Source organism: Brevibacillus sp. FW301-21C12A (assembly GCF_058788915.1).
Map to the genome: position 1 here is coordinate 1 of NZ_JBYTBG010000009.1, position 14,213 is coordinate 14,213.

A 14,213-nucleotide genomic window follows, 5' to 3' on the forward strand; every position below is an offset into this window, starting at 1 on the left:
TTTTGGTTGTGAAGTTGAAAATGTCATTCAGAATAATTTGACAATAGATGGATTCATTTTTTATGCAACGCTAATGAATTTGGATAAACTGCAAAATAATCGGGACGCCTTGGGAGGGTACCTCGCTCAGAACCAGCAGCCCGTTTTGCACGACATAGCTGTTGGGCGGTTGCAAAATCCCGTTGATGAACAAATTGACGATCGAAACCGACTGCTGTCCGAGAATCCCTGAGGTGCTGAGCTGTGGCGCGGCATCCGCGTCGGTGTACACATTTTTTTGTCCATCGGAAAACGTCGTGTATTGATAAATCGTGGTGGTCAGCAGTCCTGGCGTGCACGGACACGGCGGGCAAGGGGGGCAGGTAGGGCACGGCTGTCCCGGAAAAATGTCTGGACATCCCAAAGGCATGAGCTGATAGCGCACATTTAGGGAGTACGTCCGATTGGCGGCGCTGCACTGGATGTTTCTTTGCTGCAAAACTTTTCCCTCCTCTCTATACGAATGATGCGTGCGTTTTTGCGGCTGCCGGTTCACCTCCAAAGCTTTCCATGCGTAACTCGGCTAAGCTGTTTTTGGTCCAACGAGAACGGGCAAAAAAGGAGCGTGCGCCACTTCTCCCCCCCATGTCAGACAGTCTGGCGACGGAACGAGAGTACCCCAGGCATGTACAATCGCCTGGGGCTTCCCGTTTGAGTGGATCTCTTGTTTTAGTTGACGACGAATTCAACCAAGACAGGTGTCCCCGCATTCTCAGCGTCGCCATCCGGGATCGTGATAGTGGTTGTGCTGATGGTGGACGTGTTTCCTGGCTGCAGGACGCCGTTGATGTAGAGATTGTAGAAGGCAAAGGTACTTGGGAATGCAGTAGCCGCAGTACCCGCATCTGTACTGAACTCGGTTGCTGCAATCGCAAAAGTGGCTCCTGTACCTGTTCCGGCTCCCATCGTCGAGGTGAAGCGCAGAGACGTCATAAATGGTTTGATGATTGGCATGCACACCAACTCCTCATGTAAAGTTCCTAAGGAAAAAACCTTACAATACATATCAAATGAACGAATCTGCGTTCCCGAAACGGACAAACATCATCTGGGAGGACGTATATTTTATCGGTTTCGAACCTGCACACCGTGTATTTATCTGCGTTGCCAGAACAACGCAGCCAGACGGAATGAGCCCTATTCGAAACAAAAGATAATCTAGGCTCCTTCTTGCTAGAAAAGTGCCCCCTCTTGCCTTGCTGCCCTTTCGGCACCTCTCTTCAATAGAAGAAAGGCAATAGCGCGTCTGTTCCCAAACGTTAGCCTTCTGCTTCCCCTTTATGACTCAACCTCTCCCCAGCTTGAAAAATAGAAAAAGCGCCCGCACTCAGCCGGACGCCCCTGCTCATTCCTCATATTCGATTGTCGCCAACAGCTCCACAAGCCCATCGCCTACGTGCTGCTCACCCGTCAGCGCAAACAAAGCTTCATTCACAGTCCCGTAGTTGGTCACTTGCCCGTAGAGCAAAATAACTGTCGGAAAACGGGCAATCTCCCCGGACAGGTTCGGCGGAATTTTTTCGGCAAAACTCTCCCCGGCGGATACGCACTCGCGCTGCAAATAAGCCAAAAACGCTGCCCGCTCCTCTACCTGCGCCACCGCGTGCACCTCGAAAAAATCTTCGTCAACCCAATCCAGCCCTGCGGCGGCCATAAATCCGGACGGGATCACGTCCCCGTCCTCCGTGTACTCAGGCTGCAGGAAAGACTGCAGCTCTTCGTCCGTCTGCAAGGTCGTTCCCCAAATCGCAACGACATGCTTCATTCCCCGTTCCCCTCCTGCCCGACATGATCTGCCTCCACTCCCGGCCTCTTCGTCCAACTCCGCAAGAACGAGCGGCAGCCCTTCTGCTTCCGGCAGGGCAGGCACGCTGCGGTCAAATAAGCCCGCTGGCTGCCAGACACGAGCTTTTCTCCTTCCTGCGGCTTCCACAGCGAACGAACCCAGCCCGCAGCATTGGCTCCCTGCGTTTCCGCCAAAAGCTCGCACCATGGCTCCCTTCCGGAAAAGGTCTTTTCCTGCGCGATTTTCGTCACCCATGCTTGCAAAATGCTGTCCGGCGCATACTGGCGAAACGCCACCCGGACGCGTTCGTCCCCTGCTCCGTGCATCGCGGCGTATTCGATCAGCCAGGAAAAGTCAGTAGCCGCTTCTTCCAGCGAACGCTCTGCAGCCACCGCTTCCAGCTTTCTGCGTTGTGCCCGTGCACATCCAGGCCATCCGCTCCGGCAAACGGCTCGTAGTTCCAGCTCTCTGCCCCGATACACCCAAGCGCTGTCACCCGGTCGACAAATGCCGTGAAGCTTTGCCCGAGCAAAAGAAACTCGCCTGTCTCATGCCCCCAGGCATACACGGGCGGATCGTCTGCGCCAGCTCGCAAATCCAGCAGCAGCATGTCGCCATTGCCTCCTGTGTGGAAGCAAAGATACCGCTGCTCGTCGCTCGGGTCTTCCTCGTCGCCAAAATAAGGCCACTCGAAGCCGTCCAGGCTCCAGCCGAGATCCCCGCTGAGGGAAAAAGGCTCGCCCGTTCTCGCTGGCAACGACCAGCCAACCTGGACGCGACTCGTCCCCGCAAGCAAAATCCGGCGAATGGCCGCAGGCAACCTGATCCCCAGCCGCGCTTCCGCCTCTGCGACTTGCTCTGGCACAGCAGGCGGCCCGATGATGAGCGGCCAAATACGCGCCCCTTGTCTTTCCATGTCCGTCATAAGCGTTTTCCACGCGTGAACCCACTTTTCCATCTGCTCGCGCATTCAGGCAGCTCCTTTTTGTCCATGCTTGACTTGACCTGCTTTTTCTTATTGTTACGAATGTAGCCGTCGATTTTCAATCTTCCAAAGAACCAATTTCAACCAAATTTTCCACGCTAACATGCTCAAAACTTGGCTGGCCCCATGCTGACCGTACCTGTCGTCCCCAACCGCCACTTACCAATCACTCCAGCCGCTCCATCTCCCCATGCCACCGCACACCCGCATGCAAAAAAACGTTTCCTTCGAATCGGAAACGTTTTTCCTACACCGCTACGATCTATACCGGCACTAATACGCTTTTAACCATATGGCGGAATTGATGTCCGCTCACCATTACCGTCCCGTCCTGGCGATAGCCCAATGCTTCGTAGAGCTGGCGCGCACGCGGATTTTCCTCGTCCACCAAAAGGGCGATGCGGTCATGGCGGCGCTGGATTGCCTCCTGCTCGAACGCTGCCAGCAGCTTTTTGCCGATCCCTCTGCCCCTCTTGTCCGAGCGCACCGCTATCGAATCGAGGTAAAACTCATCGTCGCGCGCTTCCTTGACCAGCGCGGGAGCTACGCCCGTCCGCTTTTGGACAAACTCGACAAACGGCCGATCGAGCGCTTCGGTCTGGCTGCCATGATAAAACAGCGCCAGTCCCATTGGCTCGTCTCCTTCCATGGCAATGACGGCATTTTCGTAGCTGAGCCGATTTTGTTGCTGCGCGAAAAACTGCGCCATCAGCGAAATGGCCTCGTCAGCCTCCGTCGCTCCCGTCAAGGTGTACGCGATATCTCCAATGGCTTCATAAATCAGCGGTGCCGCAAATGCTGCATCTCTCGGTTCCGCTTTACGTATCATGGTACTCTCTCCTTGCGTGTACTGTACGTGTCCATGCGCCGTCCCCTAAACAGACGGCTGCGAAAGGCGACACGTTTTTTTGCTGGCCAAAGCCAACATCAGTCTCATTGTGGCACACTTTGCGCCCAAGGTCGAGCTACCCGCACAACTGTCACAAATTGGCAACAAAGAAACCGCTCTCACATAGAGAGCGGTCTGTCTACGCCTACCCGATCATTTTTTCAATCGTCAGCTTGCGCTCGTAACGCAAATCGAGAAACTCGCCGCTGCGCCGCACCAATGGCCGCATCGGCTCGTCCTGGTGAATCAGAATTACTTCGACCTCTTCCCCGCTGCTCAGGCGCGCCCTCGCCCCGACGTACAGCAAAGCGATGTAGCGCACAAAAACCGAGACCACCTCAATGTTCAACAGCCCGTTGCAAGCTTCCTTCCACAGAAGCTGCGCCGCCTCGAACGGAGAAGTTCTGCCTTTGTAGACCCGGTCGGAGCAAATCGCGTCGAACATGTCGGCGATCGCCAAAACCTGGCACTCCAGCGGTATTTCGTCGCCTTTTCGCTGTTCAGGATACCCGGAGCCATCCAGCCGCTCGTGGTGAAGCAGCGCGCAGAGCGCCAGCTTCTCTGAGCCGCCTTCCATCTTGCGAATCATGTCGTAGCCGTAAGTCGTGTGCTTTTTCATGATCGCAAATTCTTCCTCTGTCAGCTTGTCCGGCTTGAGCAGCACTTCCTTGGGAATGCGCATTTTTCCCACGTCATGCAAAAATCCTGCGTTCCCCATAAACGTCACCTGCTGCTCGTCCCACTTCAACAGCCGGGCGATCAGCGAACACAGAATACCTACGTTCAACGAATGCCGATATGTATAACTGTCCGCCCCTTCCAACACGTACAGGGAACGAAACAGTCCCAGATGCTTCGTCGATTTTTCCAGCACATTCGCAAAAATTTGCGAAAACTGCTCCAGACTGCCCACCTTGTCCTGCTGCAGTTGATCGAAAAGCAGCCGCGTCTGGTCCAAGGCTTGTACGTAAGCGGCGACAGTCTCCGCGTCAGCCTCCAACTGGAATAATTGTGTAGAAACCTGCTCCCCCGTTCCTTCCGTCCAGGTTTGCACGACCGCAACCTCTCGCACTCGCTGTTTCAGAAGAATATGTACATGTGCAGCCGTAATCGTCGTATTCTTTCCCAGCAGCAAAACTCCGCTGTTGGAGTAAAGATCCTCTGCTAATACTTGCCCAATCAGTTTGTGATCGACGGGTGCCGTAGGCATACAATCAACCTTTCCAGTCATGTATTTTCCTAAATTATAGAAAGGAAGAGGAAGAGTTACAATCTTTTTTTCGACAATTGTCATGATTTCGCGAGCGGGACGTTCTGCTTGCGCCGCACATACGATATAGAGCGAATGCTAGCGGTGATTTCAAGGAGGGAACGCGTTTCATGACGACACTGTACATCACGCCAAAGGCATGGAAACAGATCGAACAGACTGTACGAAAAAAACCCTCGCTGGAAACAGGAGGGATCATGATGGGATATCCGCTCGGGGATGAAAAGTGGGTCGTGACGTTTGCCAGCGACCCGGGGCCAAATGCGATTCACCAGCCGCACTCGATCTTTTTCGATGATGACTACTTGAAAAGGCTCGTCCGCAAGCTGAGCCGAAACCGCCAGTGGCAGTACATCGGCGATTGGCATAGCCACACGATCAAGCGGCTGTCCCCGAGCAAAGGGGACAAACGAACCATCTGGGCAAAAGCTTCGCAATCCGTGTACATGTCTTCCTCCCCGCTGATGCTGATTGTCGGGCTTGGCAAGCGCAATCAGCTTCAGGCGCGCGGGTTCATTCTCGGGAATACCCTGCGCGAAGTTGGGAAGATCGAGCTGTATAATCGGCAAGCTCATCGACAGCCCGGCGAAAAAGCTCCATCGCCTGGTTCTTCCCCCAGCTTGGCTGGTTCTCTGATACGACACAGATCGCATAGCGCGGCTCCTCCAAAGGAGCGTAGCCGACAAACCAAAGGTGATTTTTGGAATCGCTTGTACTCCCTGTCTGGGCGGTCCCGCTCTTCCCGGCAACCTGCCAGGAAGAATCCAGCAGTATTTGGCCGGTCCCATCTGTAACGACCTTGCGCATCATTTTGCGCAGCTTGCTCGCTGTCACATAGTCGATTCCGGCGGCAGAGAGCTTCTGCTCCGGAAACTGGTAGAACGGCTGTCCGTTTCGATAAGCAATTTCCTTGACCAGACGTACCTGCGCGGGTTGGCCGCCGCGCAGGATCGTCACCATCATGTTCGCCGCCTGCAGCGGAGTAATCCGCACATCGCGCTGGCCGATTGCGCTCTGGATCAAGACGCCCTCGTCGCTGTAGGAGACATCCTTCGCAAACACACGGCCGCTTTCTTCGCCATCGAGCTGCTTGAATCCATCCAGCTTGAACAGATGCGCAGTTGCATGCCCCACCTGAGCGGTCAAGCCCAGTCTCCGGGCGTACTCCTCCAGCTTTTCTGAGCCGACTCTTTTCGCAATTTCCGCAAAAGCGATGTTGCACGACTCGGCGTAAGCCTCCTCCATCGTGACGCTGCCGTGCCCTTCCTTTTTCCAGCAGGAAAAATGGTACTTGCCGTACTCGCCCGTACACGTAAACCGCTCCGTAGGGGAAATCACGCCTTCCGCCAAGGCGGCAGCGGCTACCACCGTCTTGAAGACAGAGCCTGGCGGCAACTGCTTGAACGCCCTGTTTTTCCACTCGCCGGCTTGGCCGCCTACATTCGTCTGGTCGTAGCTTGGCCGGCTGACAGCGGCGAGAATATCGGCGTTTTGCGCATCCAGGACGACGACGCTGCCTTCCCGCAGGCCGACCTGATCTGCCGCCGCCTCCATTCGCCGCTGAATGTCCACATCGAGCGTGGTCGACAGCGAAAGCGGGTAATATTGATTGCTAGGCTTCGTATAGCGAATGTCCAGTCCGCGCAGCGGCTTGCCCTGGCCGTCGACGTAGTAGGACAAGACCGACGGCTCCACTCCTTGCAAAAAGCGGTCAAAGCTTCTTTCCAGCCCGGATGCGCCAACGGTAGATTCCGCATTCATTTTGCCGCTCGCCCATTCGTCCGGGTAGAGCGTCTCGACCATGCCAGGATTTTTGTGAATGAAGCCGATCAGATGCTTGGCCACTTCGTCTGTGCGGTAGCGCTCCGTCACCGCCAATGCTACTACACCGGGAATCGCAAGCGCGTTGATTTCGTCTGCCTGCTTTTGGGTAAGCTCGATCAGCTTGCCTGTTTCGCTGCGCAGAAGCAGCGGGACCTTTGCTTTTTCCATCGTCTCGGACAGCCGTTCTTTTGGCTGGCCTGTAATTTCCGCCAGCCTGGCAAGCCCTTCTGTCCCTTCCAGGCTGCCGCGGGCAAGCGGAAACAAAATCAGGGCGAGATGCTCTACGCCTGTAAACGCATAGCCGCCGCGATCCAAAATATCTCCGCGGCCGCTGTGCAGCACAAAGCTTTGCTGCCGTTGCTTCACCGAAGCTTTCACCAAGTCGATTCCGCGCCGGGAAAAGCGATGGGGCGCGCCGAGCTGTATCCACCACAGCCGGGCAATCAGCCCTACCCAGAGTAGCGTCATCGCCATCAACACGAGAAAATGCCGTCGTTTGATCCGTCGATCAAGCTGCATGCCGTTTCCCTCCCCGCCCTTTTTTTCCCAGTATTGCCGGAATCGCCGGGCGAGAAACTTTTCCATGCAAAAAACACACTGCAACTGGCAGTGTGCTTTCGTTCAAAACCGGATTGGATGCTACAGCCTGGCTGGCTGCTGTTTTTCCAACAGGATGTTTTTGATTTTCGTCGACAAAAGATCGAGTGCCACGCGGTTGTATCCGCCCTCGGGAATGATGACATCCGCATAGCGCTTGGTCGGCTCGATGAACTGCAGGTGCATCGGACGCACAACATTCAAATATTGATTGACCACAGAATCCAGCGAACGGCCGCGCTCCTCGATATCGCGCACGATCCGGCGAACGATGCGCACATCCGCATCCGTGTCGACAAACACCTTGATATCCATAAGATTGCGAATCCGCTCGTCTTCTAAAATCAGCATCCCTTCGAGAATGATGACGTCCTTCGGGTCTACCTGGATTTGCTCGCTCTTGCGGTTGTGCACCTTGAAATCGTAAATCGGCTTTTGGATCGCCCGTCCTTGCAGCAGTTCCTGCAAGTGGTGCAAAAGCAGATCGTTGTCAAATGCAAGCGGATGGTCGTAATTCGTCAAGGCGCGCTCTTCTATACTCAGATGGCTCTGATCCTTGTAGTACGAATCTTGCTCGATCATCGTCACGCTATCGTTGCGGAACTGGTGATACAGCTCCTTTGCCACCGTGGTCTTTCCCGAACCACTGCCTCCTGCTACCCCAATCAATACGGGGTTACCCATGCCACATGTCCCCTTCCTCATGCTGCTTCTAACGAAATCACCCTACGGCTGCATGCGTTTCTTCAAGCTGACAGCCAGTCCGTCCCCTACTGGTATGAACGTCGTCTCCAAATCCTGCCGCTCTGCCAAATGCGCGTTGAAGGCGAGCAGCTTGTCCACCATCGGCCGTTGTCTTTTGCCTGCCTCGTCTGGCGTCGCCACCAATCCGCGGAACAGGACGTTGTCGCTGATGACAAGTCCCCCCTCCCGGAGCAGGGGCAAGTACAAATCGAGAAACGCCCGATACTGTCCTTTGGCCGCGTCGATAAACAGGCAGTCAAACTGATAGGAATCAGGCAGTCCAAGCGTCGCGTCGCGCGACAGGATTTCAACCCGGTCCGCGCAGCCCGCTTCCGCTACATTGGCCCGTGCCCGCGCCAGGCGTTCTTCATCTATGTCCATCGTGACAATCCGCGCCTGTGGTGCTGCTTCGGCAAGCCAAATGGTCGAATAGCCGATCGCTGTACCTACCTCCAAAATCGATTGGGGGCGATGCAGCAAAAGCAGCATTCTCATCACCTGAGCGGAAGCAAGCTGAACGATCGGAATATTTTCTTCGGCAGCTTCCTGTTCCAGTCGCGCCAGAAGCGGCGATCGCGCCGGAACCAGGCCCGACACGTAGTCGTCGATTGCGGGATTGGTTATCATGATTTCACTCCTCTTTCGTTACAACCGCATTATTATAGCATACCTCGCCAAAAAGAACAGAGGAAACCTGGTTAGTTTCCCCTGCTTTTTGCATCATTTGCGTTGTGCTCAGAAAGTGTTTTGGAGAAGTAATGCTCCGAGGTTCCGTCTTTTTTCGTGACGTAGAAAAAGTAGTCGTGCTGTGCGGGATTGACAACCGCTTCCAGTGAGGCTCTGCCCGGATTGGCAATCGGTCCCGGCGGCAAGCCCGGGTTCAGGTACGTGTTGTACGGGCTTTTCACCTTCAAATCTTCATACGTCAGCCGATCGCGTTGCTTGCCCAAAATAAACTGCACGGTGGCGTCGGCCTGCAGCGGCCATTTATCGCGGATGCGGTTGTAGTACACGCCGGCGACGAGCGGCCGCTCCTTGTCTACCGTCACTTCCCGTTCCACGATGGAAGCGAGGCTGACCGCCTCATCGAGCGTCAGTCCGCGCTGTTTGAGCTGCTCTGTCCACTGCGGCTGCCATACTTTCTCGAATTGGGCCAGCATCCGCGAGACGACTTCATGCGCAGTGGCGTCCTTGTCCACCTCGTACGTCTCCGGGAACAAATACCCTTCGAGACGGTGCTTGCGATCCTTGTTTTTCGGAATCTGCGCCACAAATTCGTACTCCGGAAATTCTCCTTCGTTCACTTCTTTCAGAAAAGCTGCTTTCTCGACAATGCCTTCCTTGTCCAGATGTTCGGCAATCTGCTCAATGTTCCAGCCTTCCGGGATGGTAAAACGCGCTGCGTTCACTACCGTTTTTCCCTCTGCCATCGCCGTGAGCATATCGTCAATGGCTTGTCCTGTTGTAAACTGGTACTCGCCTGCCTTCAGTTGCGGGGCCACGCCTTTGTACTTCACGTAGTACTGGAACAGATCGGCATTGCGGATCAGCCCTTGCTCTTCCAGCAATCTGCCGATTTCCCGCACGGAAGAACCAGTGGGAATCGTCACGTTTTTGGCCGTTTGCGGTCCGTCTACGGGTTGCAGTCCTTCGTACATATACCACGCTGCTCCCCCGGCAGCCACGATGGCGATGAGAAACAAGGCTACCAGCCACATGACAATCCGGCCGCCTCTCCTGCGCCGGTACGCAGCAGGTCTGTCTGATCTGAAATCAGGCTTCGCTGACATTGGTTTCAAGCTAGAAATCCTCCCTTTAGGGTCTCTTCTCTCCATCCTGTCTATTATACAAGAGCTGTCATTCGCTGTCACTGCATACGGTTTTTTGGCGAAAAAAGACAAAAGATCAGGAATGGTAGCGAAAACTCTCCACTCAAAAAAAGCGCTGCCCGGTAGCAGCGCTTGCAGCACACTTTTGAACTTTTCTCTCAAGTAAACATCATGTACAAAACGATAGCCAGGCAAAGGACGGCAAACGGGATGACGACACTCAACACAAAAATCGGTCGATAGGCCCGCTGATGGGTTTCATGGCAGACCGCGCGCACAGTCGTCACGATGTATCCGTTATGCGGCAGCGAGTCGAGAGCGCCGGAAGCGAGCGCAGAGATGCGATGCATGGCTCCCGGGTCCAGACCTTGGCTCATGTAGATCGGCGCCAAAATCGGCAGGGCGATGCCCAAGCCACCGGAGGCAGAGCCTGTGATCGCGGCAATCAGCGTGACAGACAGGCCCAGACTCACGTATTCCAGGCCCTCCAGCCCCACGAGCGTATCCACAATCGCGCTAAAAGCAGGGACCTTCGCCGCCACAGCTCCGAAGCCGACGACCGCGCACGTATTGGCCGTGGCGATCAGGGCGTTTTCTGTCCCTTTGGCAAACATCGCCCAGTAATGTCTCGCGTATTTGTTCATCAGCACAAGCCCGGCGAATATCCCGATCAAAAGCGCGATCAAAACGGCGGAAGTAGTGGAAATGTAAGAGGACAATAGGTTGAGCGCTGCGACAACGAGGACGAGCGGAGCTATTGCCAGCAAAATAGGCGGCAGCTTCGTCTCGGCTGCTTCTGCGGCGGTCGCCGCGACTTCCTCGTTTGCCGAGCCGGCTGATTTCGGGTCGTACGTATATCCGAAGCCTTCGCCGTTTTTCACCGCTTTCGCAACGGCGCGGCTCAAGTAAAGCCCGCCAGACACCATCAGCAACAGCGCCATCGCGACGCCGATCCAGCCGCCCGCCCCAGGCGTCGTCCCGAAAAACTGGGTCGGAATCAAGTTTTGAATTTCCGGCGAGCCGGGGGACGTCATCGTGAACGTAATCGAGCCGAAGACGAGCGCGGCGGGAATGAACCGATGCGGAAGGTCGGCTTCCTTGAACAAGGCTACCGCAATCGGATAGACAGAAAAGGCGACGATAAATACGCTGACGCCCCCATACGTCATGATCGCGCACGCCGCCACGACAGCGAAAACGGCCCGACCCGCTCCGAGCTTTCGCCGTACCCAGTCGGCGATCGCTTTCGCTGCCTGCGTGTCCTCCATCACTTTTCCGAAAACAGCGCCGAGCAGAAACGTCAAAAACCACGATTTAAAAAAGCCCGTGAACCCGTCCATGTAATGGGTCGACATCGCTTCTTCCAGTCCCAGCCCGCCGCTTGCCGCCACCACGGCAGCGCACACGATGGCCGCGACGATGATGTTGATGCCGCGCATCGTCAAAAAGATGAGCAGACCTAATCCAATTATCAAGCCGAAAAAGCTGAGCAGCATGCCCTCATCTCCTCACGCATTTTGTAGCTTGCCGCGAAAATCGTAGTCATAGGCAATGTGATACAGCCGGACAATCTCCTCAACTGTAGGAATTTTCGGATTATTACCCGGACTTCCGCTCGCCAAAGCGTCCACAGCCATCTTGGGCGCGGCCTTCTGGAAGGCCTGCTGGTCAATTCCCCAATGGCGCAAGCTCGGAATGTGCAAATCGAGGCACAAGCTCTTGATCTCTTCGATTGTCGCTTCTGCCGCCTGCTCGTCAGAAAGCGCTTTGATTTCCGGCTGCATCAGCCTTCCGATTTCGGCGAGCCTGCCCACTGCCGCCTCTTTTGTATAGGCCAGCACGGCAGGCAAGAGCATCGCGTTTGAGATGCCGTGCGGGACGTGGAAAACGGCTCCGATCGGCCGGGACATGCCGTGCACGAGCGCGACAGACGCATTGGAAAAGGCGGCGCCAGCCAGCATCGAGGCAAACGCCATCTTGTCCCGGGCCTCGAAGTCCGCTCCGTCTTCGTACGCGCGCCGCAAATGGGTGGCGATCAGCTCAATCGCCGTCCTTGCCCATATGTCGGTAGCTGGCTGGGCGCGCCGGGAGAGGTAGGCTTCAATCGCATGGCAGAGGGCATCAATTCCTGTCGCTGCCGTAACATTCGGCGGGCAGGACACGCTCAACAGCGGATCGACAATCGCCGCGTGCGGCAGCAGCGCGGGGTCTGCGAGCATCATTTTCACCTGGCGGGCCGTATCGGTAATGACGGTCATTTTCGTCACTTCCGAGCCTGTGCCTGCGGTCGTCGGCACGGCAATCAGCGGCAGCGGCTTATTGACAACCGTTTTGGCTTTGGCGACGTACTCCGCGATCTGCCCTTCATTGGTCATCAGCAAAGCGACTGCTTTTGCCGTATCGAGGCAGCTCCCGCCCCCTACGGCCACAATCACGTCGCACCGTTCGTCCCGGCAGAGGGCCAGCGCTTCCGCGAGATGAATGTCCGTCGGCTCTGAATCCACTTTCGCATAGGTGACGCAAACGAGGCCCTGCGCCTGCAAGTGCTCTTCGCAGGCAGCTACATTGCCCACCTTTTCCATCACCGGATCGCTAATCAACAATGCTTTTTGCCCCAGTCGCCGCGCTTCCTGGCCGACCTCGGCAAAGCTTCCTTGCCCGTAGACGATGCGCTGCGGCATCAACAGTTCATGAAACGCCATGACGGCTCCCTCCTTGAATGGGGGCAAACGCTGCGCTCGCCCCCTGATCCGTTTCTTTAGACAAATCAGAACCAGCGGGCGGTCACCGTTTTTTTGCGGGTGAAAAACTGGACGCCATCTGTTCCGTTCGTGCCCAAATCCCCGTAAAACGACGCTTTGTTGCCAGCAAAGGTGAAAAACGCCATCGGCGCAGGCACGTTGACATTCACGCCAATCATGCCGGCATCAATATTTTCGCGGAAATGGCGCACGTTTTCGCCAGAGGTGGTGTAGAGTACGGCTCCATTGGCAAAATTCGATTTGTTCGCCAGCTCGATCGCTTCATCCAGGCTTTTCACCCGGACGATGCTCAAGACCGGGGCAAAGATTTCGTCCTGCCAAATCTTCATCTCCGGCGTGACCCCTTCAAAAATGGTCGCCCCGAGGTAGTAGCCGTCCGGCAGCTCCTGCATCACGCTTCTGCCATCAAGCAGCAGGCTTGCTTCTTGCTCTTCGCCGCTCTCGATATAGCTGAGCGCCCGCTTGCGGTGCGAATCGCGAATGAGCGGAGCGATAAAAGCCGATTCGTCCAGCGTATCGCCTGCCAAAAGCTGCTTCGCCTCCTCTACGAGACGGGCGATAAACGCATCGGCAATATCCTCCATGACACACACGACAGAAGTTGCCATGCATCGCTCTCCGGCACTGCCAAAAGCCCCGTTGATGATTCCTTGCACGGTTTTCTCCAGGTGGCAGTCGGACATGACTACCGCGTGATTTTTCGCCCCGGCGAGAGCCTGGACCCGCTTGCCATTGGCTGCTCCGGTTTTGTAGACGTACTCCGCCACTGGCTGGGAGCCGACGAAAGAAATCGCTTTGATGGCGGGATGCTCCAAAATGCCGTTGACGACGTCGTGGGCGCCGTGCACCATGTTCAGCACCCCTTTTGGCAGACCTGCTTCCATCATCAGCTCTACCAGCTTTTCAGCCAAAAGCGGCGTGCGCTCGGACGGCTTCAGCACAAAGGTGTTGCCGCATGCGAGAGCGAGCGGGAACATCCACAGCGGAATCATCATCGGGAAGTTGAACGGCGTAATGCCAGCCACTACCCCAAGCGGGTAACGGTACGTGACCCCTTCGATGCCCGTGGCAATTTCCGGCAGCGCCTGCCCCATCATCAGCGTAGGAGTCGCGGTAGCCACTTCCAGCGCCTCAATGCCGCGCTGCACCTCTCCGCGCGAGTCTTTGATGTTTTTGCCGTTTTCTTTCGTAATGATGACCGCCAACTCTTCGGCGTGCTCCACCAGCAACTGATGGTAGCGGTACAAAATGCGCGTGCGGTTGGGCACAGGCGTTTTTCGCCACCAGGTGTACGCTTCCTCCGCCGCCTTCACCGCCGCCTCCAGGTCTTCGCGGGAAGACAGGGGGACTTCGGCAATCACTTGCCCCGTGGCCGGATTGATAACCGCTTCGAAGCGATCGGAGCTGGACGGAATCCACTCGCCGTTAATAAAGTTGCGGATGCGTTTGACCGCTGTTGTCGTCATGAAAAACTCTCCTCTCCGTAAA

At 55.9% G+C, this 14,213-nt stretch carries 14 protein-coding genes and 1 pseudogene; 1 reads left to right on the forward strand and 14 read right to left on the reverse strand.

Going from position 1 to position 14,213, the window contains the following annotated elements:
• Positions 1 to 70: 70 nt before the first annotated feature.
• The 7 genes from AC3WQH_RS08040 to AC3WQH_RS08070 all read right to left on the reverse strand — a co-directional run bounded on the left by AC3WQH_RS08040 (position 71) and on the right by AC3WQH_RS08070 (position 4,909).
• The gene (locus AC3WQH_RS08040) at positions 71 to 478 is read right to left on the reverse strand and encodes a DUF4183 domain-containing protein (RefSeq protein ID WP_007782260.1); all 408 of its coding nucleotides are present in this window, start codon (positions 476 to 478) and stop codon (positions 71 to 73) included.
• A 230-nt stretch (positions 479 to 708) separates the two neighbouring features.
• Positions 709 to 993, reverse strand: a complete 285-nt coding sequence (locus AC3WQH_RS08045; protein ID WP_005832515.1) for a DUF4183 domain-containing protein — start codon at positions 991 to 993, stop codon at positions 709 to 711.
• Between the two features lie 391 nt (positions 994 to 1,384).
• Positions 1,385 to 1,804, reverse strand: coding sequence for an immunity 22 family protein (locus AC3WQH_RS08050; protein WP_005832514.1), 420 nt, complete (start codon positions 1,802 to 1,804; stop codon positions 1,385 to 1,387).
• On the reverse strand, positions 1,801 to 2,217 hold the full coding sequence (locus tag AC3WQH_RS08055; RefSeq protein WP_007782264.1) for a hypothetical protein: 417 nt from the start codon (positions 2,215 to 2,217) through the stop codon (positions 1,801 to 1,803). Before AC3WQH_RS08055 ends, AC3WQH_RS08050 begins: the two co-directional genes overlap by 4 nt.
• The gene (locus tag AC3WQH_RS08060) at positions 2,166 to 2,795 is read right to left on the reverse strand and encodes an SMI1/KNR4 family protein (RefSeq protein WP_007782266.1); all 630 of its coding nucleotides are present in this window, start codon (positions 2,793 to 2,795) and stop codon (positions 2,166 to 2,168) included. The genes AC3WQH_RS08055 and AC3WQH_RS08060 overlap by 52 nt, the downstream gene beginning before the upstream one ends.
• Before the next feature lie 277 nt (positions 2,796 to 3,072).
• On the reverse strand, positions 3,073 to 3,639 hold the full coding sequence (locus AC3WQH_RS08065; RefSeq protein ID WP_007782270.1) for a GNAT family N-acetyltransferase: 567 nt from the start codon (positions 3,637 to 3,639) through the stop codon (positions 3,073 to 3,075).
• A gap of 205 nt (positions 3,640 to 3,844) precedes the next feature.
• Positions 3,845 to 4,909 carry an HD-GYP domain-containing protein gene (locus AC3WQH_RS08070; protein ID WP_005832511.1) on the reverse strand — a complete coding sequence of 355 codons (1,065 nt, stop codon included), beginning with the start codon at positions 4,907 to 4,909 and terminating at the stop codon, positions 3,845 to 3,847.
• Between the two features lie 260 nt (positions 4,910 to 5,169).
• Between AC3WQH_RS08070 and AC3WQH_RS08075 the strand changes: the two are divergent.
• A pseudogene (locus tag AC3WQH_RS08075) lies at positions 5,170 to 5,391 on the forward strand (Mov34/MPN/PAD-1 family protein); the annotation flags it as partial.
• Between the two features lie 91 nt (positions 5,392 to 5,482).
• On the opposite strand, the gene AC3WQH_RS08080 reads toward AC3WQH_RS08075, so the two are convergent.
• From AC3WQH_RS08080 to AC3WQH_RS08110, 7 genes are all read right to left on the reverse strand, one after another.
• Positions 5,483 to 7,312, reverse strand: a complete 1,830-nt coding sequence (locus tag AC3WQH_RS08080; RefSeq protein ID WP_122952984.1) for a peptidoglycan D,D-transpeptidase FtsI family protein — start codon at positions 7,310 to 7,312, stop codon at positions 5,483 to 5,485.
• A gap of 120 nt (positions 7,313 to 7,432) precedes the next feature.
• Positions 7,433 to 8,074 carry a uridine kinase gene (gene udk / locus AC3WQH_RS08085; protein ID WP_005832508.1) on the reverse strand — a complete coding sequence of 214 codons (642 nt, stop codon included), beginning with the start codon at positions 8,072 to 8,074 and terminating at the stop codon, positions 7,433 to 7,435.
• A gap of 42 nt (positions 8,075 to 8,116) precedes the next feature.
• Positions 8,117 to 8,761, reverse strand: a complete 645-nt coding sequence (locus AC3WQH_RS08090; RefSeq protein WP_221843234.1) for an O-methyltransferase — start codon at positions 8,759 to 8,761, stop codon at positions 8,117 to 8,119.
• Between the two features lie 71 nt (positions 8,762 to 8,832).
• On the reverse strand, positions 8,833 to 9,933 hold the full coding sequence (gene mltG / locus AC3WQH_RS08095) for an endolytic transglycosylase MltG (protein ID WP_283859024.1): 1,101 nt from the start codon (positions 9,931 to 9,933) through the stop codon (positions 8,833 to 8,835).
• A 188-nt stretch (positions 9,934 to 10,121) separates the two neighbouring features.
• Positions 10,122 to 11,459, reverse strand: a complete 1,338-nt coding sequence (locus AC3WQH_RS08100; protein WP_492331981.1) for a GntP family permease — start codon at positions 11,457 to 11,459, stop codon at positions 10,122 to 10,124.
• A 12-nt stretch (positions 11,460 to 11,471) separates the two neighbouring features.
• On the reverse strand, positions 11,472 to 12,665 hold the full coding sequence (locus tag AC3WQH_RS08105; protein WP_007782289.1) for an iron-containing alcohol dehydrogenase: 1,194 nt from the start codon (positions 12,663 to 12,665) through the stop codon (positions 11,472 to 11,474).
• A 65-nt stretch (positions 12,666 to 12,730) separates the two neighbouring features.
• On the reverse strand, positions 12,731 to 14,191 hold the full coding sequence (locus tag AC3WQH_RS08110) for a CoA-acylating methylmalonate-semialdehyde dehydrogenase (RefSeq protein ID WP_005832498.1): 1,461 nt from the start codon (positions 14,189 to 14,191) through the stop codon (positions 12,731 to 12,733).
• Between the last annotated feature and the right edge of the window lie 22 nt (positions 14,192 to 14,213).